At 64.5% G+C, this 23,107-nt stretch carries 22 protein-coding genes; 19 read left to right on the top strand and 3 right to left on the bottom strand.

Annotated elements, in window-relative coordinates; translation table 11 throughout:
- Positions 1-8: 8 nt before the first annotated feature.
- A complete protein-coding gene (locus tag MYCSP_RS09935) occupies positions 9-503 on the top strand; it encodes a TspO/MBR family protein (protein WP_088413704.1) in 495 nt (164 codons plus the stop codon).
- Between the two features lie 18 nt (positions 504-521).
- Here MYCSP_RS09935 and MYCSP_RS09930 read toward each other — a convergent pair whose 3' ends face one another.
- Positions 522-1,415 carry a cyclopropane mycolic acid synthase family methyltransferase gene (locus tag MYCSP_RS09930; protein WP_088413703.1) on the bottom strand — a complete coding sequence of 298 codons (894 nt, stop codon included), beginning with the start codon at positions 1,413-1,415 and terminating at the stop codon, positions 522-524.
- A 230-nt stretch (positions 1,416-1,645) separates the two neighbouring features.
- Between MYCSP_RS09930 and MYCSP_RS09925 the strand changes: the two genes are divergently transcribed.
- From MYCSP_RS09925 to MYCSP_RS09900, 6 genes are read left to right on the top strand one after another with little or no spacing between them, the layout of a single operon-like run.
- Entirely contained in the window at positions 1,646-2,965 is a 1,320-nt protein-coding gene (locus tag MYCSP_RS09925; RefSeq protein WP_209435432.1) for an NAD(P)/FAD-dependent oxidoreductase, read from the top strand.
- Positions 2,962-3,699: a DUF1365 domain-containing protein gene (locus MYCSP_RS09920; protein WP_083018077.1), complete on the top strand. Its 738-nt coding sequence runs from the start codon at positions 2,962-2,964 to the stop codon at positions 3,697-3,699. Before MYCSP_RS09925 ends, MYCSP_RS09920 begins: the two co-directional genes overlap by 4 nt.
- Positions 3,696-4,970, top strand: a complete 1,275-nt coding sequence (locus MYCSP_RS09915; protein WP_088413701.1) for a class I SAM-dependent methyltransferase — start codon at positions 3,696-3,698, stop codon at positions 4,968-4,970. The genes MYCSP_RS09920 and MYCSP_RS09915 overlap by 4 nt, the downstream gene beginning before the upstream one ends.
- Positions 4,971-4,978: 8 nt before the next feature.
- Positions 4,979-5,752 (top strand): DUF1295 domain-containing protein, encoded by a 774-nt coding sequence (locus MYCSP_RS09910; RefSeq protein ID WP_088415553.1) that lies wholly within the window; start codon positions 4,979-4,981, stop codon positions 5,750-5,752.
- Positions 5,753-5,784: 32 nt separating this feature from the next.
- Entirely contained in the window at positions 5,785-6,330 is a 546-nt protein-coding gene (locus tag MYCSP_RS09905) for a sigma-70 family RNA polymerase sigma factor (RefSeq protein ID WP_083018137.1), read from the top strand.
- Positions 6,327-7,034: an anti-sigma factor gene (locus MYCSP_RS09900; RefSeq protein ID WP_088413700.1), complete on the top strand. Its 708-nt coding sequence runs from the start codon at positions 6,327-6,329 to the stop codon at positions 7,032-7,034. The genes MYCSP_RS09905 and MYCSP_RS09900 overlap by 4 nt, the downstream gene beginning before the upstream one ends.
- On the opposite strand, the gene MYCSP_RS09895 is transcribed toward MYCSP_RS09900, so the two are convergent.
- Positions 7,035-8,276, bottom strand: a complete 1,242-nt coding sequence (locus MYCSP_RS09895; RefSeq protein ID WP_088413699.1) for a CynX/NimT family MFS transporter — start codon at positions 8,274-8,276, stop codon at positions 7,035-7,037.
- A 91-nt stretch (positions 8,277-8,367) separates the two neighbouring features.
- On the opposite strand from MYCSP_RS09895, the gene MYCSP_RS09890 reads away from it, so the two are divergent.
- From MYCSP_RS09890 to MYCSP_RS09835, 12 genes are all read left to right on the top strand, one after another.
- Positions 8,368-9,084 (top strand): FadR/GntR family transcriptional regulator, encoded by a 717-nt coding sequence (locus MYCSP_RS09890; protein ID WP_088413698.1) that lies wholly within the window; start codon positions 8,368-8,370, stop codon positions 9,082-9,084.
- A gap of 6 nt (positions 9,085-9,090) precedes the next feature.
- Positions 9,091-9,555 (top strand): copper chaperone PCu(A)C, encoded by a 465-nt coding sequence (locus MYCSP_RS09885; RefSeq protein ID WP_070912713.1) that lies wholly within the window; start codon positions 9,091-9,093, stop codon positions 9,553-9,555.
- Positions 9,556-9,557: 2 nt separating this feature from the next.
- Positions 9,558-10,766, top strand: coding sequence for a Dyp-type peroxidase (locus MYCSP_RS09880; protein ID WP_088413697.1), 1,209 nt, complete (start codon positions 9,558-9,560; stop codon positions 10,764-10,766).
- A 67-nt stretch (positions 10,767-10,833) separates the two neighbouring features.
- Positions 10,834-11,457 carry a MerR family transcriptional regulator gene (locus MYCSP_RS09875; protein ID WP_083018068.1) on the top strand — a complete coding sequence of 208 codons (624 nt, stop codon included), beginning with the start codon at positions 10,834-10,836 and terminating at the stop codon, positions 11,455-11,457.
- Positions 11,458-11,460: 3 nt separating this feature from the next.
- Positions 11,461-13,104, top strand: coding sequence for an FUSC family protein (locus tag MYCSP_RS09870; RefSeq protein ID WP_083018066.1), 1,644 nt, complete (start codon positions 11,461-11,463; stop codon positions 13,102-13,104).
- A gap of 276 nt (positions 13,105-13,380) precedes the next feature.
- Positions 13,381-13,875: a diaminobutyrate acetyltransferase gene (gene ectA / locus MYCSP_RS09865; protein ID WP_268793817.1), complete on the top strand. Its 495-nt coding sequence runs from the start codon at positions 13,381-13,383 to the stop codon at positions 13,873-13,875.
- A gap of 28 nt (positions 13,876-13,903) precedes the next feature.
- On the top strand, positions 13,904-15,184 hold the full coding sequence (gene ectB / locus MYCSP_RS09860; protein ID WP_070912719.1) for a diaminobutyrate--2-oxoglutarate transaminase: 1,281 nt from the start codon (positions 13,904-13,906) through the stop codon (positions 15,182-15,184).
- A 36-nt stretch (positions 15,185-15,220) separates the two neighbouring features.
- Positions 15,221-15,613: an ectoine synthase gene (locus MYCSP_RS09855; protein ID WP_070912720.1), complete on the top strand. Its 393-nt coding sequence runs from the start codon at positions 15,221-15,223 to the stop codon at positions 15,611-15,613.
- The gene (gene thpD, locus MYCSP_RS09850; RefSeq protein WP_083018063.1) at positions 15,610-16,518 is read left to right on the top strand and encodes an ectoine hydroxylase; all 909 of its coding nucleotides are present in this window, start codon (positions 15,610-15,612) and stop codon (positions 16,516-16,518) included. Before MYCSP_RS09855 ends, thpD begins: the two co-directional genes overlap by 4 nt.
- A gap of 74 nt (positions 16,519-16,592) precedes the next feature.
- Positions 16,593-17,888, top strand: coding sequence for an MFS transporter (locus tag MYCSP_RS09845; protein WP_070912787.1), 1,296 nt, complete (start codon positions 16,593-16,595; stop codon positions 17,886-17,888).
- Positions 17,889-17,955: 67 nt separating this feature from the next.
- Positions 17,956-20,538, top strand: a complete 2,583-nt coding sequence (locus MYCSP_RS09840; protein WP_083018061.1) for an ABC transporter ATP-binding protein/permease — start codon at positions 17,956-17,958, stop codon at positions 20,536-20,538.
- Positions 20,538-22,286: an ABC transporter ATP-binding protein gene (locus MYCSP_RS09835; RefSeq protein WP_088413696.1), complete on the top strand. Its 1,749-nt coding sequence runs from the start codon at positions 20,538-20,540 to the stop codon at positions 22,284-22,286. Before MYCSP_RS09840 ends, MYCSP_RS09835 begins: the two co-directional genes overlap by 1 nt.
- Here the strand turns inward: MYCSP_RS09835 and MYCSP_RS09830 are convergent.
- Positions 22,283-23,107 (bottom strand): class I SAM-dependent methyltransferase, encoded by an 825-nt coding sequence (locus MYCSP_RS09830; protein ID WP_235629538.1) that lies wholly within the window; start codon positions 23,105-23,107, stop codon positions 22,283-22,285. The genes MYCSP_RS09835 and MYCSP_RS09830 overlap by 4 nt on opposite strands.

The following is a 23,107-nucleotide window of genomic DNA, read 5'->3' as shown; positions in this document are numbered from 1 at the left end:
ATGTCGATATGACTCAAGGGGTTTCACGCAGATGGCCCAGAGAATGGGCCGGGCTCGCCGTGTCCGTGATCGCGGTGGCCATCGTCGCGGGAGTTGGCGGGATGGCCGCGGCAAGTGCTGCGGAATCCTACGGACGCCTGCAACAACCCGGGTGGGCTCCGCCGGCATCCCTGTTCGGCCCCGTATGGACGGCGCTGTACGCGTTGATGGCGGTATCGGCATGGCTGGTATGGCGATCTCAGCCCTCGCGGGAAAACCGCATACCTCTGGCGGTCTACGGCATACAACTCCTTCTGAACATGGCGTGGACACCGTTGTTCTTCGGCCTTGGCTGGCGGGGAACGGCATTCATCGAAATCCTGGTGCTGTGGGGATTCATCGCCACCACAGTGATGCTGTTTTGGCACCGGAGCCGATGGGCTGCAATTCTGCTGCTTCCGTATGTGGCGTGGACGACATATGCGGCGGTCCTGAATTTCTCGGTGTGGCAACTGAATAGCTAGTCGTTTGCCCAACGGTCGCTATTTTTCGAGATACGGGATGTGCAGCTTGGGCAGGGTGAACTGGGCGACGTCGATGTAGCCGGTGCGGAACGCGTCGGCGCATCCGGTCAGGTACTTCATATAGCGCGCGTAAACCGTCTCGTCCTGGATCGCGACAGCCTGGTCCTTGTGTTCCTCAAGCGCCGTGGCCCACAGGTCCAAGGTCTTCGCGTAGTGCGGCTGCAGTTGATGTGTGCGCGTACAGCTGAAGCCCGCCCGCTCGGCATGCTCGTGCACCATCTGGATGGTGGGCAGCCGACCACCGGGGAAGATCTCGGTGACCATGAACTTGATGAACCGTGCCAGCTCAAAGCTCAGCGGCAGGCCCTTTGCGATGACCTCGTTGGGATGCAACCCGGTGATGGTGTGCAGCAGCATCACGCCGTCATCGGGTAGCGCGTTGTAAGCGAATCTGAAGAAGTCGTCGTAACGATCGAAGCCGAAGTGCTCGAACGCGCCGATCGACACGATCCGGTCGACGCTGCCGTCGAACTCTTCCCAGCCACGCAGCTCGACGACCTTTGACCGGGTGCTCGACGATGCCGCCAAGAGGGCCTCGACGTGCGCCTTCTGGTTCTTGCTCAGTGTCAGGCCGATGACATTGACGTCGTACTTCTCCAGCGCCCGGTTGAGAGTGGCGCCCCAACCGCAGCCCACGTCCAGCAGCGTCACGCCGGGCTCCAGATCGAGCTTGCCCAACGCCAAGTCGATCTTGGCGATCTGTGCCTCTTCGAGGGTCATGTCGTCGCGCTCGAAGTAGGCGCAACTATATGTCTGGGTCGGGTCGAGAAAGAGCCGGAAGAAGTCATCCGACAGGTCGTAATGAGCTTGAACATCGCTGAAATGCGGGCGCAGGCGTGGTGCTTTTGACATCTGAGCGGAACCTTTCATAGCGGTACGGCAACGTCTCCTGACCGCAGGCCTTTCGTCTGCGGGTGCGCGTCAGTGGCCGCACTCGGGGGGCATGTGCGCGCGGCTCTGTTGTCAATTCGGTGCCAAACGTCCTCCGGATGGGCCGGTTGCGGAAAAAGCTGAGCCCATGCCGAGGCGCCGCCCGAAACAGCCATACCCATCCGCGGGCCGGTCTACTCCGAATATTGGGTGTGAATGCAATATCAGCCCCCACCGGTGCGAGATCTATCGCCGTCATCGGCAGTGGTGTGGCCGGGTTGACCGCAGCCCACGTGCTCTCTGGCCACGACAGGGTCACCTTGTACGAGGCTGATCGACGTTTCGGCGGCCATGCTCATACGCAGTTCGTCCACGTCCGCCCAGGTGCCCCGACCGCGATCGACACCGCGTTCTTGGTGCATAACGACCGGACCTACCCCACGCTGTGCCGGCTGTTCGACGAACTCGGTATCGAGACCGCTGACGCGGACATGTCGATGTCGGTGCGGGATGACAGCATCGGCCTGGAATACGCCGGCGCGCGCGGACCGCGCGGCTTGTTCGCGTCCCCGGCCACGGCGAGGCCCCGCTATCTGTGGATGCTGGCAGAGATCAAGCGGTTTCACCGCTGCGCGCGGCGCCTGCTCGCCGACCCAAGGGGCGAAGCGGTGCAACTCGGGGATTTCGTTCAGCAGTCGGGATTTTCGCAGTTCTTCGTCGATCGCTTCCTGACACCACTCGTGGCGGCCGTGTGGTCGTGCCCGCCCGGGCAGGCCATGACGTATCCGGCGCAGTACTTGTTCAGGTTCCTCGACCATCACGGCATGTTGTCGGTGTTCGGATCGCCGCAGTGGAAAACGGTCAAAGGGGGCTCGCACACGTATGTCGATGCCGTGGTCAGCGGCATACACGAGGCGTTCGCAGGTGCCTCGGTCTCCCAGGTCGAGCGCATCCCGGCAGGGGGTGTGACGGTAACGGCGACAGGACACCCACCGAGAGTGTTCGATGCCGCCGTAATTGCGACGCACTCCGATCAGGCGCTGAGCCTACTGGCGCAGCCGACCCCCGCCGAGCGTGCAGTGCTGGGAGCCATTGGTTACGTGAGCAATTCGGCGCAACTGCATACCGACGAGTCCCTCTTGCCCCGCTACGCAGCGGCCCGCGCGTCCTGGAACTATCTGAGCAAGGACGACAGCCAGGGCGTCGTGGTGACGTATGACATCACCCGATTGATGAGATTGCCTGGACCGCAAAGATTTCTGGTCACCCTCGGCGGCGAGTGCCTGGTCGAGCCCGCGGCAGTACTCGCCGAAATGACCTATCACCACCCTGTCTACACATCGCAATCTGTGGCTGCCCAACGCAGACTGCCGAGCCTCAACGACGGCCGCATCGTGTTCGCCGGGGCCTACCACGGGTGGGGTTTCCATGAGGACGGCGCAGCGTCAGGTCTGCGGGCGGCCCAGGCGTTGGGCCGATACTGGGCGACGCCTTCGGCCACTCAGCGCGATCGGCGGGTGGACGCGCGATGAGCTCAGCGCCCTTGGTTCCCTGCCTGTACCGCACCCGGATCGTCCACGTGCGGCGCTCCCCGGTGGCACATAGGTTCACCTATCGCGGCTACTGCTGGTATATCGATGTCGACAAGCCGCCGCGCCTACCCCGCGGACTCGGAGCCTTCGCAAGCTTCCAGGCGCGGGACCACTTCTGGGGGGACGTCGATGACACGATGCGACAACGTGTGGATCGATTCTTGGCTTCACACGGAGCCGATCTCAGTGGTGGCACCGTCACCGCGCTGCTGCAAGCTCGGGTGTTGGGGCATGTCTTCAACCCATTGAGTCTGTATTGGTGCCGCGACCGCGACGGCACTCTGGTGCACGTGATTGCCGAGGTCCACAACACTTACGGCGGGCGACACGCATATCTTCTGCCTCCTGTCGCGAATTCAGCAGTAGCCAAACGGTTTTACGTGTCACCTTTCAACGACGTAGACGGGCGGTACCACGTCCGTGCCCCCCTCCCCGGCGACACGCTGAACATCAGCATCGCGTTGCAGCGCAGCGGTCAGCAGCCATTCTTCGCCGCAGTCCGCGGCACCCGGCGCAATGCCCGAATCGGTGAACTATTGCGGCTGCAGGTCATTGCGCCCGCGGCGCCGCTGATGGGTGCGCTGGCCATCCGCATAGAAGGGGTCAGGCTATGGCTGAAAGGGCTACCGGTGGTAGAGCGCACACCCGAACATGAGAGGACGAAGACAGCGTGAACGGGCATATCGACAGCGAAACAACTGATCTGGGAGATTGCGGATTGCGCCGTCGGCCAGATACCGGGCGAGTTTCTTCGGGGCCGCTGGCGGCAGCACGCGCGGCAGCGGCCGACAAACTGCTGCGTCGGGCGGCTTCGCGGCTCCCAGTACGGTTGGCATACCCCGACGGCTCCGTTGTCGGTGCAGCCGATGCGTCCCTGCCCACGATGAGGATCCGGCGGCCGGTGGTACTGGCACGACGCCTGGGCGAGTCCGGCCTGATCGGGTTCGGTGAGTCATACATGGCCGGCGATTGGGATTGCGACGACCTGACTGGCTTTCTCACCCCGTTGGCTGCATCGATGGAAGAGCTGGTTCCGCCAGTGCTGCAACGCTTCCGGCGTATCGCCGTTCCGCGTATCCCACGGGCACAGTACAACGAGCCGCCCCAAGCCCTATGCAATGTTGCGCATCACTACGACCTGTCGAATGAGTTCTTCGCCTTGTTCCTGGACGAGACCATGACCTATTCGTGCGCACTGTTCGACCGCATTCCGGGCTCAACGGACACACTTGTGCACGCCCAGCGACGCAAGATCGATCGCCTACTAGATCACGCGCAGGTGGGCCCCGGCACCCGCGTTCTGGAGATCGGCACGGGTTGGGGGCAACTGTGCCTGTCGGCAGCGGCCCGCGGCGCGCAGGTCCGATCGGTCACTTTGTCGCGCGAACAACAGATAATGGCCCAGCAGCGGGCGCAAGCTGCCGGACTGTCCGACCGGGTGCAGATAGAGCTGCGCGACTATCGAGACGTACATGGCCGGTATGACGCCGTCGTGTCCGTGGAGATGATCGAAGCGGTTGGATTCGATTTTTGGACAACGTATTTCCAAACCATCGACAGGCTGCTTGAACCGGGCGGGCGGTTGGCCCTTCAGACCATCACCATGCCCCATGAGCGAATGCTGGCCAGTCGCAACACTCATACCTGGATACAGAAGTACATCTTCCCTGGCGGTCTGCTCCCCTCGGTGCGAGCTATCACCGAGACAACCACTGAAGCAACACATCTGAGGACCGTCGAGATGACCTCACTGCGTCCTCACTACGCCGAAACACTACGGCTGTGGAGTCAACAGTTCGCGACCCGGCGCGAGGCCGTGTCGTCGTTGGGCTTCGACGACGCCTTCTACCGCATGTGGCAGCTGTACCTCGCCTACTCCGAAGCCGGATTTCGTTCCGGGTATCTCGATGTCCACCAATGGATTTTCCAGCGAGGCCAGCAATGAATTTTCTGATGGTGATGGGCTGCTCTCTGGGCGCCGTCGTGGTTGTGCACAGCGTGACTTTCCTGATCGGCTACCGCATCGGGCGCTACAACGTGGTCGACGTCGCGTGGGGTCTCGGGTTCATCGCAGTGGCAGCGGTGTGCGCCGCACTGGGCGGCGGTGATTGGCAGCGCCGGGTTCTGTTGCTCGTGCTCGTCGGAATATGGGGCGCCCGGCTCTCCTGGCACATGCTGGTGAAATCGGCTGGAAAAGGCGAAGATCCGCGATACCGCGACTTGCTTGACGGTGACTTCTCGGTGCCGCATGTGCTCCGCAAGATCTTCGCCATCCAAGCCGCCGCCACGTGGCTGGTCTCCATACCCATCCAACGTTCAGCCGTCGAAGGGCCCACTCCGGATTCGCTGCGTCCCGTGTTGGCGGTCGGCTTCGGATTGTGGCTGCTCGGAATGATTTTCGAAACAGTGGGTGATCATCAACTGCGCCGTTTCAAGCAGGTCTCTGCCAACAAAGGCAAGATCATGGACCAAGGCTTGTGGGCCTGGACGCGGCACCCGAACTATTTCGGAGATGCCTGCGTGTGGTGGGGGCTGTGGCTCGTCACCGTCACCGGTTGGCAATCGTTGGCAACTGTCCCCTACCCCGTGCTGATGACCTATTTCCTGGTCTATGCCACCGGAGGTCGCCGCACCGAGAAGGCCATGGCCGGGCGGCCCGGATTCGACGAGTACCAGAGCCAGGTCTCCTTTTTCCTCCCGCGACCCCCGAAGCGCGCAATGCCATGAACATTCTCCGCGATACGTTTAGGCTCACGTCCGTGACCGGCGACCTGGATGCCCTTTTGCGCCGTGTCGCCGACCGCGATACCGATGCTTTCGCCGCTCTCTACGATCACACTCGCGCACGCGTCTACGGGCTGGTGTTGCGGGTATTACGCGACCCCGGCTATAGCGAAGAGACGACGCAGGAGATCTACCTACAGATCTGGCGTTCAGCCCAAAGCTATGACCCCACCGCCGGATCTCCGCTGGCCTGGGTCATGACCTTGGCTCACCGCCGCGCCATCGACCGCGTGCGCTCGGAACAATCCGCAGCCGACCGCGAGTCACGTTACGGCGCCGCCACTATGGAACGAGCCGCCGACGTGGTCACAGAATCGGCAATCCTCAACGAAGAGCAGCGGCAAGTCACCGAATGCCTCGACACGCTCACCGACACCCAACGCCAATGCCTGCATCTGGCCTACTACGACGGTTTGACGTACAACCAAGTCTCGCAACGGCTTGCCGCCAATCTGGCAACCATAAAATCTCGGATGCGTGACGCAATCAAGGCGCTGCGCCGATGCCTGGGGACACCATGACCGAACCCAATGACCTCATCACGGCCGCCACCCCCTATGCACTGCACGCGTTGCCCGATGACGAACGAGACCAGATCGACCGGTGGCTGTCCGCAGGCGCGACCGAACAAACCCTCTCCTTTACCCAGGAAGTGCGCGCCACACGGGAAACCATGGCCACCTTGGCGGCGAGCACCGCGACCGAACCCCCGGCCCGGCTCCGTCCACGACTACTCAAGATTGTGGCGCGAGACGCCCAAAGGACCTCCGGGGCAACAAATATCAACCGATGGAGAGCTCCACTGGTCGCCGTCGCGGCCGCCACCGCCATCGGGTTGGCCGCCGCCGGAATCGGTACCATCCTGCGCCCCCCGCCGCCGACCGCGCAGCAGGTCTTCAGCGCAAGCGACGTCCGGACTGTCACCGGGGCGATTCCCACCGGCGGTACCGCGACCGTTGTCTACTCACGGCAGCAGAACACCGCGGTACTCGTGATGAACAACGTCGCACCACCACAACCCGGCACCGTGTACCAAATGTGGCTGATCGACGACCGGGGACCAAAATCGGCCGGCACCATGGACGCTCAGGCCGTCGCACCCTCGACGACCGCGGTCATACCCCGCCTCGACGACTCCACCTCGTTGGCGTTCACCGTCGAGAGCGGGCGGGGTTCTGCCACACCGACCGGCCCGGTCATCGCACAACTACCACTTGTCCAGTAGTCAGCGTCCCCAAGTGTCCTCTAACATCCGGGGCTTGCAGGCCTGGAACGCGCCGATACCCAGCACGGTGATCGCGACAAGCAACAGGCCGAACGGTGCGTACCAGCTGCCACTCACATCGTGCAGCACACCGAACAGCAGGGGGCCCACGCATGCAACGGCGTATCCAACGCCCTGAGTGAAGCCGGACAACGCCGCGGAACCGGCGGGGGTACGCGTACGCAAGTTGACCAGCGTCAGCCCCAGCGGGAACGTGGACGGCCCGAAGCCGAGCGCGATCACCCACACCGCGGTGGCGGTCATCGGCATCCACAGCAGGCCCGCGAATCCGACGAGGAAGCACACCAGGCACGCCGCGACGAGCGGGAACGGATTGCGCATACGAGCAGCCAACGGAGGAATGGTCAGCGTGCCAACGAATCCCACCGCCGAGAACAGGGCCACCATCACTCCACCCAGCGAGGCGCTACCGCCCGCCGAGGTCAGGATCGCCGGAATCCAGGTGAACATGGAATAGGTCACCAGGGACGTCATACCGAACATGCCGGCCATTCCCCATGCCAGCGGCGAGCGCCAAACCTGGCCAACGGCAGCAGAATCCGCACGTGGCTCGGCAGAGTGATCGTCGACGTCATGGCCGCGGCGCGCGATCACGACACCGATCCAGGGCAGCAGGGCCGCAACCGGGACCAGCACCCAGGCCGCCAACGAGAATCGCCATCCGTAGGCATCCGCCAACGGAACCGCGGTCAGCGCCGGGACGGTGGTCCCGATCTGCAACACCGTCAGGTAAGCCGCGCTCATCAGCGCGACACGATGCGAGAAGTATCGCTTGACCAACGGGGGGATCACCACGTTGCCGATGCCCATGCCGAGCAGCGCCAGGCAGGACAACACCAGCAGCCCGCCGGTCGAGTTCATCGCGGGCCGTGCCGCCATACCGATGACGGTGGCCACCACGGCGGCCAGCGTCGTGCGCTCCAGGCCGAACCGCTCTGTGAGGGCAGGCGTCACCAGCCCCGCGACCGCGAACATGGCCGTCGGCAGCATCCCGAACACACCGATCACCGCGGATCCGAACCCGATCTCGCGTGAGATCTGGGTCAGCAGCGGGGTCAACGACGTAACCGCGGACCGGAGGCAGAGCGCGAACAGCAGAATCGCTACCAGCACCATCACACGCCCACGCCGCAGCGCGGAAGCCGAGATGGTGTGGGTTTCGTCGTGCATGGTCGCGGTCACCGGTCATCCTCCTTAAGCAGCCCGGCAAATCATAGGATGAATGGATGAATTGGTTCAACGTGATTTCCGACGCACGCTACGATGAGCCGTCATGCAGCCGGTACGTCGCCAAACACTGATTGGCCAGGTCACCGAGCAACTCCGCGAGGAGATTCTGTCGGGGCGCTGGGCCATCGGTGCGCGCATTCCCACCGAACCCGAATTGTGCGAGCTCACGGGAACCTCTCGCAACACAATTAGGGAGGCCGTCCAGGCCCTGGTCCACGCGGGCATGCTGGAACGACGGCAGGGCTCGGGGACCTATGTGCTCTCCCTGGGCGGCGGTGGCTCGGCCATCGCCGACTACTTCGCCGCCGCCAACGACCGCGACCTCATCGAGCTACGGCAGACCCTCGAAGTGACCGCGGCCGGGCTCGCCGCACAGCGACGTGACGAGGATGACATCGAGCAGCTGCGGGCGCTGCTGCGGCGACGCAATGAACTGTGGGCGCCCCTGCATGTCGCGCCACAACACGTCGAGGACGCCATCTCGACCGACATCGCGGTCCACCGGGCCGTGGTCGCCGCTAGCCATAACGCGCTCTACCTGGAGCTCTACGACTCACTGCTGGGCCTGATGGATCACTACATGCGCGGAAATCCCATCGGCGCGGAGTGCTCATTCGAGCACGAGCACACCAAGCTCGTCGAGGGCGTCATCGCCGGCGACATCGAAGCGGCAGAGGCCGCCACCGAACAGCTCTTCGCGGAGCTGAGCCTGCGCCGAAAACTGCCCGGCCGGAACTTTTCTCACCTTCCGCACGACTAGCTCAACGTGAAGATCGTCATCCCGGCAGCAGTCGCGCTGTCATTGCTCGCCGGTTGTTCGGCGCATGAGTCCACGCCCGCTGAGCAGGCCTCCGAAGTAACCATCACCGACCAGTGGGCCAAGTCCGCACCCGACGGCTCCATGACCTCCGTGTTCGGCACGGTGCACAACAACGGTTCCACCGAGGCCCGCATCGTCTCCGCCACCTCACCCGCCGCGCGATCGGTGGAACTGCACGAGGTGACCTCCGGTGGGTTGATGCGCCCCAAGGAAGGCGGGGTCGTCATTCCCGCCAACGGCGAACACAAACTGTCCCCCGGGGGCGACCATGTGATGCTCATGGGACTGACCACTCCCCTTCGCCCCGGCCAGGACGTCGTCATCACGCTGTCCTTCCAGGACGGCTCGACAAAGCCCCTGACAGCCCAGATCCGTGACTTCGCAGGCGGCAACGAGAACTACCAGCCCTGATCATGACGCGTCGTTCTCTTTCTCGACGGGGGCTCATCGTCGGCGGCGGCGCTGCGGCCGCCCTCACCGCGGGTGCCGGTCTGTCCGCCTGGTCCGCGCAATCCCAGGCCGCACGCCCGCAAAGCGTTCCGGCTGTCGAACCGTTCTACGGGGAGCATCAGGCAGGGATCTCCACCGCCGCGCAATCGCACGCCATGTTCCTCGCGCTGGACCTGCTGTCCGGGGCCGCCGCGGAACCGGGGTCGGCCCGCGAGAACCTGCGGTCGATCTTGCGACTGTGGACCACCGACGCGGCCAGGCTGACCCAAGGCCAACCCGCCTTGGCCGATACCGAACCGGAATTGGCCACATCCACAGCACGGTTGACGATCACCACAGGTCTGGGCCCGTCGGTGTTCACCAAGGTCGGTATGGCGGACAAATGCCCCGCCTCGGCCCGCGACTTCCCGGCCTTCGCCACCGACCGGCTCGACACACGTTGGTGCGGAGGCGATCTCCTGCTGCAGATCTGCGCCGACGACATGCTTGTGGTGGCGCACGCCGCGCGGGTGCTACTGAAGAACGTGCGCTCGCTGGCCTCCGAGCGTTGGCGCCAGACCGGATTCCGGACGCCACGCGCCGAAGACCCGTCCGGAGGCACCATGCGCAATCTCATGGGCCAGGTCGACGGCACGGTGAACCCCGGCGTCGCGGAGCTGGACAGCCTGCTGTGGCACCAGGGCGAAGACCATCAGTGGCTCAGGGGCGGAACACTTCTGGTGCTTCGACGGATCAGGATGGACCTGGACGGATGGGACCAGTTGGACCGCAAGCTCCGTGATCTGGTGATGGGCCGACGCTCGGACAACGGAGCGCCGTTGTCCGGCGACAAGGAATCCGATGAGCCCGACCTGACGATGACCCGCGGCGGCATCCCGGTCATCCCGCCAACCTCCCATATCGCCCTGGCGCGCCACCGCAGCCCGAGCGAGAGGTTCTTGCGACGCCCCTACAACTTCGACGACGCACCAATGCCGGGAGCTTCATCGAACTCGGGGCTGATTTTCGCTGCATACCAACGAGATATCGCCACGCAGTTCGTCCCCGTCCAACAACGCCTGGCCGACAAGGACGAGTTCAACCAGTGGAATACCGCGGTCGGATCGGCCGTGTTCGTCATGCCGCCCGGCACCGCCGAGGATGGCTATCTAGGCCACTCCTTGTTGGGCTAGCAGGCAGCGCCCGCATGAACCCCTTGCAAGTTAGGGTTACCTAAGTTTCAATGGTGAAGTGAGCTTGATGTCGAGACCCGCCGCCGCCGAACCCACGGTGAACATCGGCGAGGCAGCCGCACTCTATGGCCTGGCGCCGTCCACGCTGCGCTGGTGGGAAAAGCAGGGCGTTCTCAGTTCGCCGACACAGCACAGCGGCCGCCGCACCTACACCGAGCGAGACCTGAGGCGCATCGGCATCGCATATCTGTGCTGCATCACCGGGATGATGCCGCTACGCCAGGCCGCCATCGTGACATCACATTCTGCACAACCCGATACCTGGCGCCATGCGGTCACCGAGCAAGTCGCGGACATCTCCGCACGGATCGAACAGCTCGACCATGCCCGCGAGTACCTCAATCACCTACTCAGCTGCCAGAACGAGGACATCGTCGATTGCCCCTACCTGGATGGTGAGCTGCGCGTCCGTACGCCGCGTGGCCGCGCGGCCGGCCCAGACTTGGTATCCGCCGCCCGCGGCACTTGTTACGAATCTGCTGCGACCTGTGACGAAATGACGGGCAGCCGCTCCGGAAATTGCGTTTTCTGCGGAGGCCAACTGAGCACCCAGGGCAAGGGCCGCCCCCCGCGCTACTGCTCCCCCGCCTGTAAACAGCGCGCCTACCGCCACCGGCACGGTATGAAATGACGTGTGACCCCGCCCGCGCCTGAATCGCCGGATCCGCTTCCGCAGATCGCCCGGGCTCGTTCCATTCTGTTTTCGGCACCACCGGCGGGCCGGCGCTGGAGCATCGGACTGCGCGCCGCCGCGGCCGTCGCGATTCCCGGCGCGATGGTCGTCGCGGCCGGTTACCCGAATGCCGCGCTCTATGTCACCTACGGCGCCTTCGCCGTCCTGTACGGCGAAGGCCGCCCCTATCGGGTGCGCGCCGCGGTCGTGGCCACCGCGGGTATCACGCTGATGCTCGTCGCCGCGATCGGTGCCATGGTCGGCACCCACGCCCCGGGCGGTGTCGCCAACAAGGCGGCGACCATCCTCACCCTGACGGCGGTCGCCATCCCGGTCGTCTACACCGTCGATGCTCTTCGCCTTGGACCCCCGGGCGCACTGTTCTTCGTCCTGGTGTGCGGTGGTGCGCTCGGCGCTACCGAATGGGGTGTGGACCCCATGCGGATTCTCGTCTGTGCGGGCCTGGGAGCGGTTACCGCCGTGATCGTTTCGATGGCGGGCGCCGCGATCGACCGGCACAAACCCGAACGCGTCGCCGTCCAGCGAGCAGTCGAAGCGGTCGATGTCTACGCGCGGCCGGGCAACGCGACGGTCGACGCCCGGCATGCCGCGGGTGCCGCGATCTCGTCGGCATGGACCGCGCTGCACGACGCGGGGCTGTCCACGAGTTCCGATTCACCTTTGGTGACAACCATGCTCGATACCCACCGCAGATTCACCGAGACTGCGGTGGGCCGAAAGACGGTGCTCGATCACCTCATCCCCGGTGATCACGTCCTCGTCGTGCGGCCCAGCATCTGGTACCGGCTGCGCCGCTCGGTGCGGTTCCGTTCGCACGCCACCATCACCGCCGGACGGGTCGGCGTCGCCTGCCTGGGAGCCGGCGTCCTCAGTGCCGCCGTCGGCCTGACACGGCCCCAGTGGGCGATCCTGAGCGCCCTCGTGATCATTCACCTGGGCCCGGACCGGTTGCACGGCTCGGTGCGCGGCTTACAGCGCTTCGCGGGCACGGTGATCGGGCTCGTCCTCTTCGCGGTCCTGTATCAGCTTTCCCTCACCGGATACGCACTCATCGCAGCGGTCGCGACGCTGCAGTTCTGCACCGAGCTGTTTCTGCCGCGCAACTACGCCGTCGCCGTCATCTTCGTGACCCCCATCGCGCTGCTCTCGGCGGGTGTGGTCACACTGCAGGGGTCGGTGACATCGATCGTGCGCGACCGTCTGGCCGAGACGATCATCGGCGTCGCCGTGGCCATGGCCTCGATGTATCTGATCGCACCACGCGCTCATCGCCGGACCTTCGCCTTCACCGAAGCCCGTATCCGCAGGGCCGCCCTCGGGCTGATCGCGACCGCACGCGTCGAGCCCGCCCACGACGCCGCATATGCGGAGGCCCGGGACCTGTCCTTCGAACTTGAGGGCGCCATACGGGCCGGGGTGGACACCGCACACAACGAGCCCGCCTGGCTGCAGTCGCACTGGCCGGCGCACGCAGCACTCATTCATCACGGTTATGACCTGGTGGCCGCCTGTTGGGCCACACCTCCCGGACAGATGCTCGCCGATCCCGACCGTTGGGAGCGCTGCTTCAGCAGCAACCCGTGACGATTGCCGGGCAATCTCGATGCACATCCGTCAAGATCCCGTCAAGTTCTCATCGTCCCGCAATAATGTGACGAGGGTCACATCATGTGGATACCCTCGGCAAACGCCGGGACTTGACCCGGATCGCCGCCGCGGGTCCTGGCCATACCGGTGTCAATGTGGTTACGGTCGAACGGTACGAAACCCGAGTTGATACGAAACACGTTGTCGTGATGGTGATTTTTAGTGGTCGATACTGAACTGCAAACTGAAAAACGTTGCACCCCCGTGTGGTCGATTAGCCACCCGACTCAGTCGGATGCCCTTCACATGTGGCGCATCGCGCGCGATTCCGGCGTGCTTGACCTCAACTCCTCTTATTCATATGTGTTGTGGTGCACCGACTTTCCTTCTACATCCGCCGTCGCAAAGGTCGGCGACGAAGTCATCGGCTACGTCACCGGTTACCTACGCCCCTCCGGGTCATTGATGATCTGGCAGGTCGGCGTCGATGAGGCGTATCGCGGAAACGGACTTGCCGCCAGCATGCTGGCTTGGCTCGCGGATTCTCTCGCGACCTTGCAAGGCGAACCGCTGGTCATGGAAACCACTGTCACACAGTCCAATACAGCCTCACGTGCGCTTTTCGCCGGATTTGCCCGCCGGCGCGGCATGGAACTCACCGAGTCCCACGGATTCGGCGTGGATCTCTTCCCCGACGCACATGAGGCAGAGCCATTACTGCGGCTCACTCCGCAAGAACACATGAAGCGCCCAAATAACAGTGCCTAAAAATATTGGGCCGAAAGGGGATACAGAAATGACCGCCACCTTGCCCGCTCAGGAAGCTGGGCTGCCGAAGGTCATCAACGAGCGTGAATCCCAGGTGCGCAGTTACTGCCGCACCTGGCCCACCACCTTCGCGTCCGCCTCAGGGTCGTGGCTGACCGATACCTCCGGTGAGCGCTACCTGGACTTTTTCGCCGGCGCGGGCGCGCTCAACTACGGACACAACAACCCCGTGCTCAAGACCGCCCTCATCGACTACCTCACGACCGATGGCGTGGTCCACGGCCTCGATATGGCCACGGTCGCCAAGCAACAGTTCCTCGAAGAGTTCGAGCGGACCATCCTGGCGCCCCGCGGGATGGACTACAAGGTCCAGTTCCCCGGCCCCACCGGAACCAACGCCGTAGAGGCCGCACTCAAGCTCGCCAGGAACATCACAGGGCGCGAGTCGATCATCAGCTTCACCAATGCGTTCCATGGGATGACCTTGGGATCGCTCGCGGTGACCGGTAACTCGATGAAACGCGCGGGGGCCGGGGTGCCGCTGGTGCATTCCACCCCCATGCCGTACGACAACTACTTCGGCGGTGTCACCGAGGACTTCCAATGGTTCGAGAAGGTTCTCGACGACGAGGGCGGCGGCCTCAACAAGCCCGCCGCGGTGATCGTCGAGACCGTGCAGGGCGAAGGTGGCGTCAACGTCGCACGCGCCGAATGGTTGCAGGCGCTCGCCGACCTGTGCCGTAAGCGCGAGATCATTCTGATCGTCGACGACGTCCAGATGGGTTGCGGCCGAACCGGTTCGTTCTTCTCCTTCGAAGACGCGGGTATCCGGCCCGATATCGTGACGTTGTCGAAGTCGATCAGCGGTTACGGCCTGCCGATGGCCCTGACACTGATCCGGCCTGATCTGGACCAGTGGGCTCCCGGCGAGCACAACGGCACCTTCCGGGGAAACAACCCCGCCTTCGTCACGGCGACCGCGACACTGCAGAAGTATTGGCAGGACAGCACATTCAGTGACGATGTGCGTCGCAAGGGCGACCGCCTGCATGCCGAGCTGACCGCGTTGGTGGCCGACGACGACTCGGTGTCGGTGCGTGGTCGCGGCATGGTGCAGGGCATCGCGTTCGCCGACACCGAGCGAGGGTCGCGGGTGAGCCGGGCCGCGTTCGAACGCGGACTGCTGGTCGAGACCTCCGGCCCCAAGGACGAAGTGGTCAAGCTGCTGCCTGCACTCACCACCACCGATGAACAACTCGATATCGGCATCGCGACCCTACGCGAGGCCATCACGGAATCGGCCCAGTAACTCCGACAAGGCGTACGACGAGAGAAAGGGAACATCTTGATTGTCCGTACTACCCAACAGATCACGGGTACCGAACGCGATGTCAGCGGTGAAGGCTGGCACAGCAAGCGGATCGTGCTGGCGGATGACGGAGTCGGATTCTCCTTCCACGAAACCACCATCGACGCAGGCACTGTCCACGTCTTCCACTACCAGCACCACATCGAGGCGGTGTGGCTGACTGCCGGCACCGGCACGCTGAAGAACCTGGAGAACGGCGACGTGTTCACGTTGGGGCCGGGCAGCATGTATCTGCTCGACGGCAATGAGCGACACCAACTTTCCGCAGACACCGAGATGCGCATGATGTGCGTCTTCAATCCTCCCGTCACCGGACGGGAGGTCCACGACGAGTCCGGCGCATACCCGGCTGCGCCCGTCCTATCATGAGCGCCCCCGCGATCACCGATCGCTACCCCAGCCGCCTGGAGGCCGAACAGCCACCGATCGTGCGGAGCGAGCCCGTCGTCTGGGGCGCAGCCGACGAGGGGCCGCTGGCCCCGCCGGCATTGACTCAGATGTCGGAGCAAGGCTTCCTGATCCGGCCCAGCACCGTCTACGACGCGACCGTCTCCGCATTGAGAAGCGAGATCGACAGGGTTCCATCGCAACTCGGCGATGACCCGAGGATCATCAGGGAGGCCGGATCACAGGAGGTGCGTTCCATCTTCGAGGCGCACGTGCTGAGTTCGGTGGTGATGGATGTGGCGTGCTCGCCGGGTGTTCTCGATGTCGCCGAACAGCTGTTGGGCGGGCCCGTATACCTGCATCAGTCCCGCATCAACGCCATGCCCGCGTTCCGGGGGCGCGGCTTCTATTGGCATTCGGACTTCGAGACCTGGCACACCGAAGACGGGCTACCCCAGATGCGCACGGTGTCGTGCTCGATCGCGTTGACCGTCAACGTCGCCTACAACGGGACGCTGCAGGTGATGCCGGGCACGCATCGCACCTTCTATCCCTGTGTAGGCGCGACGCCGCGCGACAACCATCGGAAGTCATTGGTGGAACAAGAGATCGGCGTGCCGTCTACCCAAACGCTTGCCGAGGCCGCCGTCACGAGTGGCATCGAACTATTCCTTGGCCAGCCCGGTGATGCGCTGTGGTTCGACTGCAATTTGATGCACGGATCGGGGTCGAACATCAGTCCCTATCCACGCTCGAACGTGTTCCTGGTGTTCAACTCGGTGGAGAACACCCCGCAGAAACCCTTCGCCGGATACGAACCGCGCCCCGAGTACATCGCCGCGCGAGACTTCACGCCGCTGACCCCCCGATCGCCGAGCAGCATCTGATGGCGGCCGCCGGCCCGGACTTCGAGGCCCCAGAGGGCCGGCGGCAGCTACACCGGGCCATTACGGCATCGGCGATGGGTAACGCCACCGAGTGGTATGACTACGGCGTCTACGCGGCCACCACCACCTTCCTGACGCAGGCCTTCTTCCCCACCCTGGGCACCGCATTCACCATGCTGGGGTACGCGATCTCCTTCCTGCTGCGGCCCCTGGGCGGCATGGTCTGGGGACCACTGGGCGACAGGTTGGGGCGCAAGAGCGTCATGGCCATCACCATCGTGCTGATGGCGTTGTCCACCACACTCATCGGCGTGCTGCCCAGTTGGGCAAGCATCGGTATGGCCGCACCTGCACTGTTGATTCTGCTGCGTGTCGTGCAGGGATTCTCCACCGGCGGCGAATACGGCGGCGCAGCAACGTTTATGGCCGAGTTCGCGCCCGCCAAGAAGCGCGGCAAGTATGGCTCCTTCCTCGAGTTCGGGACCTTGGGCGGCTTCGCAACCGGTGCCGCATTCGTCCTCGTCCTGGATGCCACCCTCAGCGACGAGGCGATGCACTCATGGGGCTGGCGCATTCCGTTCCTCGTCGCGCTGCCGATGGGTCTGATCGGTTGGTATCTGCGCAGCCGCCTCGACGATCCACCGCTGTTCGTCGACATGCAGGAGCACGAGCCGGAGGGCCAAGAATCGGCACTGCACCGCCTCCGCGATCTCGTCAGCGAATACAAGCGGCCCATGATCGTGATGATGCTGCTGGTGATCGCACTGAACATCACCAACTACACCCTGCTCAGCTATCAGCCGACCTACCTCAAGACCAGACTCGGCATGACCGAGACTCAGGGCCAGATCGTGATCCTGATCGGCGAGATCGCCATGATGGCGTTCCTGCCGTTCTGCGGAGCGCTGTCGGACCGGGTGGGGCGCAAGCCCATGTGGCTGTTTTCCCTGACCGGCCTCTTCGCGCTCTCACTACCGATGTTCTGGCTGATGGGGCAGGGATTCGTCTGGGCCATAGTTGGTTTCGCGGTTCTCGGGTTGCTGTACATACCGCAGCTGTCCACCATCACCGCGACCTTCCCCTGCATGTTCCCCACTCAGGTTCGCTATGCCGGATTCGCGATCTCCTACAACCTGTCCACCGCTGCTTTCGGGGGCACCGCGCCGCTGGTGAACGACCTCATGGTGGACAAGACGGGCTGGGATCTGTTCCCCGCCGCCTACTTGATGCTGGCGTGTGTGATCGGGCTCTGTGCCCTGCCATTCCTCATCGAGACGGCCGGAGCCTCCATCGCGGGCACCGATATCCCCTGCGCAGATCCCGATGACGCCGAACCGCCCCAGTCAGAGGATGACGTCGTTCGTGCCTGACCCCGCCCATACCGCTTAGGTTAGGATGGGCTAAGTAAAGGCGGGCACGAACAGAGGTCACATAAGCATGGGTAGAGGGTTCCAGGGCGCGGTGCTGCGCGGGCTCGGGGCGCGCGATCACGTGGCGACCGTCGTCGGCACCACACCCGTCGCGCCGAACTGCGTACGGATCGAGATGTCCGCACCGACGCTCTTCGAAGACCTGCTGCACACCCCCGCCGAGTGGCTCCGGTTCTGGTTCCCCGACCCCGACGGCGGCAGCACCGAGCACCAACGCGCATACACGATCGTGTCCACGAACGAGGGCACGGGCGAGTTCACCATCGACGTCGTCATCCACGAGCCGGCGGGCCCCGCCTGCCAGTGGGCAGCGGCGGTGCGACCAGGAATGACGATTCCGGTGGTGTCCTTCGGCTCGTCACGCTTCGAGATCCCCGAGGACCTGCCGGCCGGGTTCCTTCTCATCGGTGATGCCGCGTCCATTCCCGCCATCAACTCGATCCTGGCCGCGCTGCCCGCGGACGTAGACGTCGAGGTGTACCTGGAACGACACGACCCCAACGACGAACTCATTCCACTGACAGACCATCCCCGGCGACAGTTGCATTGGGTGGACCGAATCGACGAGACCTCGCTCGCGGCCGCCATCGAGGCGCGCGATTGGTCCAACTGGTACGCGTGGGCCGGACCCGAGGCAGGATCGCTCAAGCATTTACGCAAGCGATTGAAGGACGAGTTCGGTTTCCCGAAGAGCGAGCTGCACGCCGCGGCCTACTGGACCTTTGGCCGCGCGATGGGAAGCCGCCGCGGCGACACCGAGGCTCATCAGGCACCGGCTCCGAAGCCCTCCGCCCCGACTCCCGCGGCCAGGCCTGCGCCCGCGCCCGAAGCCGCTGTCCCGCAAGGACGGTGGCGGTCACAGGCCGCGGGTGAATTGCTGGCACCTGTCAAGAAGCAGATGATCGCCAGCGGCATATTGCAAGTGATCATCACCCTGGTCGAACTGGCCCCGTTCGTCGTGCTCGTCGAACTCACCCGGTTGCTGTTGGCCGGCGCCGACGAAACCCGTTTGTGGCATACCGGATTCATCTTCCTCGTGCTGTTGGTACTGGGCGCAGCACTCGGCACCGCTCTCACCCTGTGGCTACACGTGGTGGATATCCGGTTCAGCGCGAGCATCCGGCGCCGACTACTGGACAAACTCTCCCGAGTTCCGCTGGGGTGGTTCACCCAGCGCGGCTCCGGATCGGTCAAAAAGCTCATCCAGGACGACACCCTGTCCCTGCACTACCTGATCACCCACGCGATCCCGGACGCGGTGGCAGCCGTGGTCGGGCCGGTCGCCGTGCTGGTGTACCTGTTCATCGTCGACTGGCGGATGGCTCTCATCCTTCTCATCCCGATTCTCATCCACGTGGTGACGACGGCGACGATGATGTTCCAGAGCGGCCCCAAGATCATCGAGGCCTCCCGATGGACCGAGAGAATGAGCGGCGAATCGGCCGCCTATCTCGAAGGACAACCGGTGATCCGCGTGTTCGGCGGTGCCGCGGCATCCTCGTTCAAGCGCAAGCTCGACGAGTACATCACCTTCCTCAACGAATGGCAGCGGCCGTTCATCGGCAAGAAGACATTCATGGACCTGGCCACCAGGCCCACGACATTCCTGTGGATCATCGCCGCGGCCGGCACCCTATTCGTCGTCGCGGGGACGATGCGGCCCGAGACACTGCTGCCGTTCCTCGTGCTCGGCACCACATTCGGCACCCGGCTGCTGGGAATCGCATACGGACTCGGCGGCATTCGCGGCGGCGTCGAAGCGGCGCGGCATATCGCCGTCGTCCTGGACGAGACGGAACTGGGCCTCATCGAGGCACCTGCGGGCGCCGACCAGGTCTCCTCCGTGTCTTTCGAGAACGTGACCTTCGGCTATCGGCCCGGAGCACCCGTTATTCACGACGTGACGTTGACGCTGCGACCGGGAACCGTCACCGCCCTCGTCGGCCCGTCCGGCTCGGGCAAGTCCACCCTGGCCTCCCTGCTCGCCCGCTTCCACGACGTCGAGGGCGGCACCATCCGAATCGACGGCACCGATATCCGAGCACTCAGCCCTGACGAGCTGTACACCAAGGTGGGATTCGTCTTCCAGGATGTGCAACTGGTCGCCGGCACCGTCCGGGAGAACATCGCGTTGGCCCGCCCCGAAGCCACCGACGTCGAAGTCGAATCGGCCGCCCGGGACGCACAGATACACGAACGAATTCTGCGTCTTCCCAACGGATACGACACCGTGCTGGATACCAACACCCAGCTTTCCGGGGGTGAAAAGCAGCGGCTCACCATCGCCCGCGCACTGCTGGCGGACACCCCGATCCTGATCCTCGACGAGGCCACCGCCTTCGCCGATCCCGAATCCGAGTACCTGGTACAACAGGCGCTCGGCAGGCTGATCCACAACCGGACGGTGCTGGTCATCGCCCACCGCCTGCACACCATCGCCGATGCCGACCAGATCGTGGTCCTCGACCACGGACACGTCGTCGAGATCGGCACCCATGCCGAGCTGGTGGCCGCCCAAGGGCGGTACCGGCGACTGTGGGAAGGCCGCCTCGAAGAACCGTCGGTCGTACTTGCCGGGGAGAACATCTGATGATTTCCAACCTGATTCGGTTGATTCCCCCCGGCCACCGCGGGCCGCTGTGGGCATACATCGTGCTGTCGCTGGTGTCGGTCGCGTTGCGTGCAGCGGGCTGCCTTCTGTTGGTGCCTCTGCTCGGTGCCCTCTTCGGCGCAACCCCCAGCGATGCTCTGCCCTGGCTCGGCGTGCTCACGGCCGTGACGGTGGGCGGATGGATCGTGGATACCGCGCAGGCGCGCATCGGTTATCGCATCGGTTTCGCGCTGCTGAACGACTCGCAGCATCGGGTGGCCGACCGGCTCACCCACATTCCGCTGGGATGGTTCACCGCCGAGCGCACTGCCATGGCCCGCCAGGCCATCTCCTCCGGAGGCCCAGATCTGGTGGGGTTCATCGCGAATCTGCTCACCCCGCTCCTCGGCGCCGTGTTGTTGCCGGCAGCCATCACGACTGGGCTGTTCTTCATCTCCTGGAAGCTCGGTGTGGCCGCAGCGATCAGCCTGCCATTGCTGCTGGGCGCGTTGCTCGCGAGCATCCGGATCGTGCGATCGGCCGACGAGGCAGACGCCAAGGCGCACAGCTTGCTCACCGAACGAATCCTGGAGTTTGCGCGCACCCAGGCCGCACTCCGGGCGAGCCGGCGCGTCGCCCCCGCCCGCAGCCAGACCGGCGAGGCGGTCGCGGTGGCCCGCGGTGCGACCATGCGGCTCCTGCTGTTCCAGATCCCCGGTCAGCTGATGTTCACCATCGTGAGCCAAATTGCGCTCATCCTGTTGGCCGGGACCACGACGGTGCTGGCGCTGGGCGGCGAAATCGGGGCGCCGGAGGCGGTGGCTCTGATGGTCGTGGTGGTGCGCTTCTTGGAACCGTTCACCGTACTGGCGGGCCTGGCCTCCGCCGTCGAGAACTCGCGTGGGGTTTTCGAACGCCTGCACACGATCATCTCGACCGATGCCGTGGACCAGCCGGGAGACGCGATTGCCTCTGCCGAGACGCCTGCGCCCCGCATCGAATTCCGCGATGTCGGGTTCAGCTACGACGGTGCCGAGGAACAGGTCCTCAAGGGCATCGACTTCACCTTGCAGCCGGGGACCACAACCGCCATCGTCGGACCCTCCGGTTCCGGGAAGAGCACCATCCTCTCGCTCATCGCGGGCCTGCAGCAACCGGTCAGCGGCCAGATCCTGATCGACGGAACCGATGTCGCCACCGTGGACACCGCCACCCGGCGTGCCTTGGTCAGCATGGTCTTCCAGCATCCCTACCTGTTTGACGGGCCGATCCGGGACAACATTCTCGCCGGGCACCCCACTGCTGGAGACGAAGAAGCCAGCCGGGCAATGGCACTCGCGCGGGTGGACGAGATCGTGGGCCGCCTACCCGACGCCGAGCATTCCCGGGTCGGCGAGGCCGGCACAGCATTGTCCGGCGGCGAGCGCCAACGGGTGAGCATCGCGCGCGCTCTCGTGAAACCCGCTCCCATTCTGTTGATCGACGAGGCCACCAGCGCCCTGGATACCGAGAACGAGACTGCGGTCACCGAGGCCATCGGAAACGATCCGCGAGTCCGGACGCGGGTCATGATCGCCCACCGGCTCAGCGCGATCCGCAACGCAGATCATGTGTTGTTCGTGGATGAGGGGCAAGTAGTCGAGCAAGGCTCGATCCCAGAACTCAGCGCCCGCGGAGGACGTTTCGCCGAGTTCTGGCGCCAGCAGGAGTCGACCTCCGGCTGGCGTATCGCAGCGGCATCCAACTAGGTGGTGGCCACCAGGAATTCCTCGGCGGACAGCCCGGTGCCGGGCACGTAACGCTCGATGAGTTCATGCCCGGGCACGTGGGATGCGTCGGGAAAACCGCATTCTTGCGCCAGGGACAACATCTGCGCGGGTGAAAAGAAGCTGACCCAGGGCGTACCCGAATCCGCCGCCCTCGCCACGATTGCCTGCCGAACCGCGCGGTCCTGCTCATCGAGCAGTTCCGACGGCAAGAGAAACGTCATCGCGAGAATGGAACCCGGCGCGAGGGACGCACACTGGCGCAGAGTCGCGACGATGGCATCACGGTGCAGATACATGCTGACACCCGTGGACGCCACCACCGCCGGTCTGCCGGGGTGGAAGCCCGCGATCTCTAGCTGATCTCGCCACGATCCGCCCGCTTCGAAGTCGACGGGGACCAGCCGCTGCCAGTCAGGAATCTCGAATCCCAACTCGGTCAGCCGCTTCCGCTTCCACACCTGTGTATCTGGCTGATCCACCTCGAAGACGGTGAGCCGCTCCCCCGCCTCAGGGCGGCGCTGCACGAAGGTGTCAAGCCCGGCGCCCAGAATGACGTATTGACCGACACCCTGCCGGTCGACAAGGTCCTCGACGAATCGGGCTCGCGCCACCATGCCAAGGCGCGACACGGTGGAACCCCGCGGATCCATGTCGGGGCGCCGACGCCAATCCGCCGAGGGCGCCACCAGTTGCAAGCCGACGAGATCGGTCAGCACGTGCGGCGGGGGGTCCAACTCGACATGCAAGGCCCGCCATAGCGCGGTGCGTACTGCGGTGTGATCCGGTTCGCCGCTGCTCAC

Source organism: Mycobacteroides saopaulense (assembly GCF_001456355.1).
Taxonomy (GTDB): Bacteria; Actinomycetota; Actinomycetes; order Mycobacteriales; family Mycobacteriaceae; genus Mycobacterium; species Mycobacterium saopaulense.
This window is presented reverse-complemented; position numbering and strand designations above follow the sequence as displayed.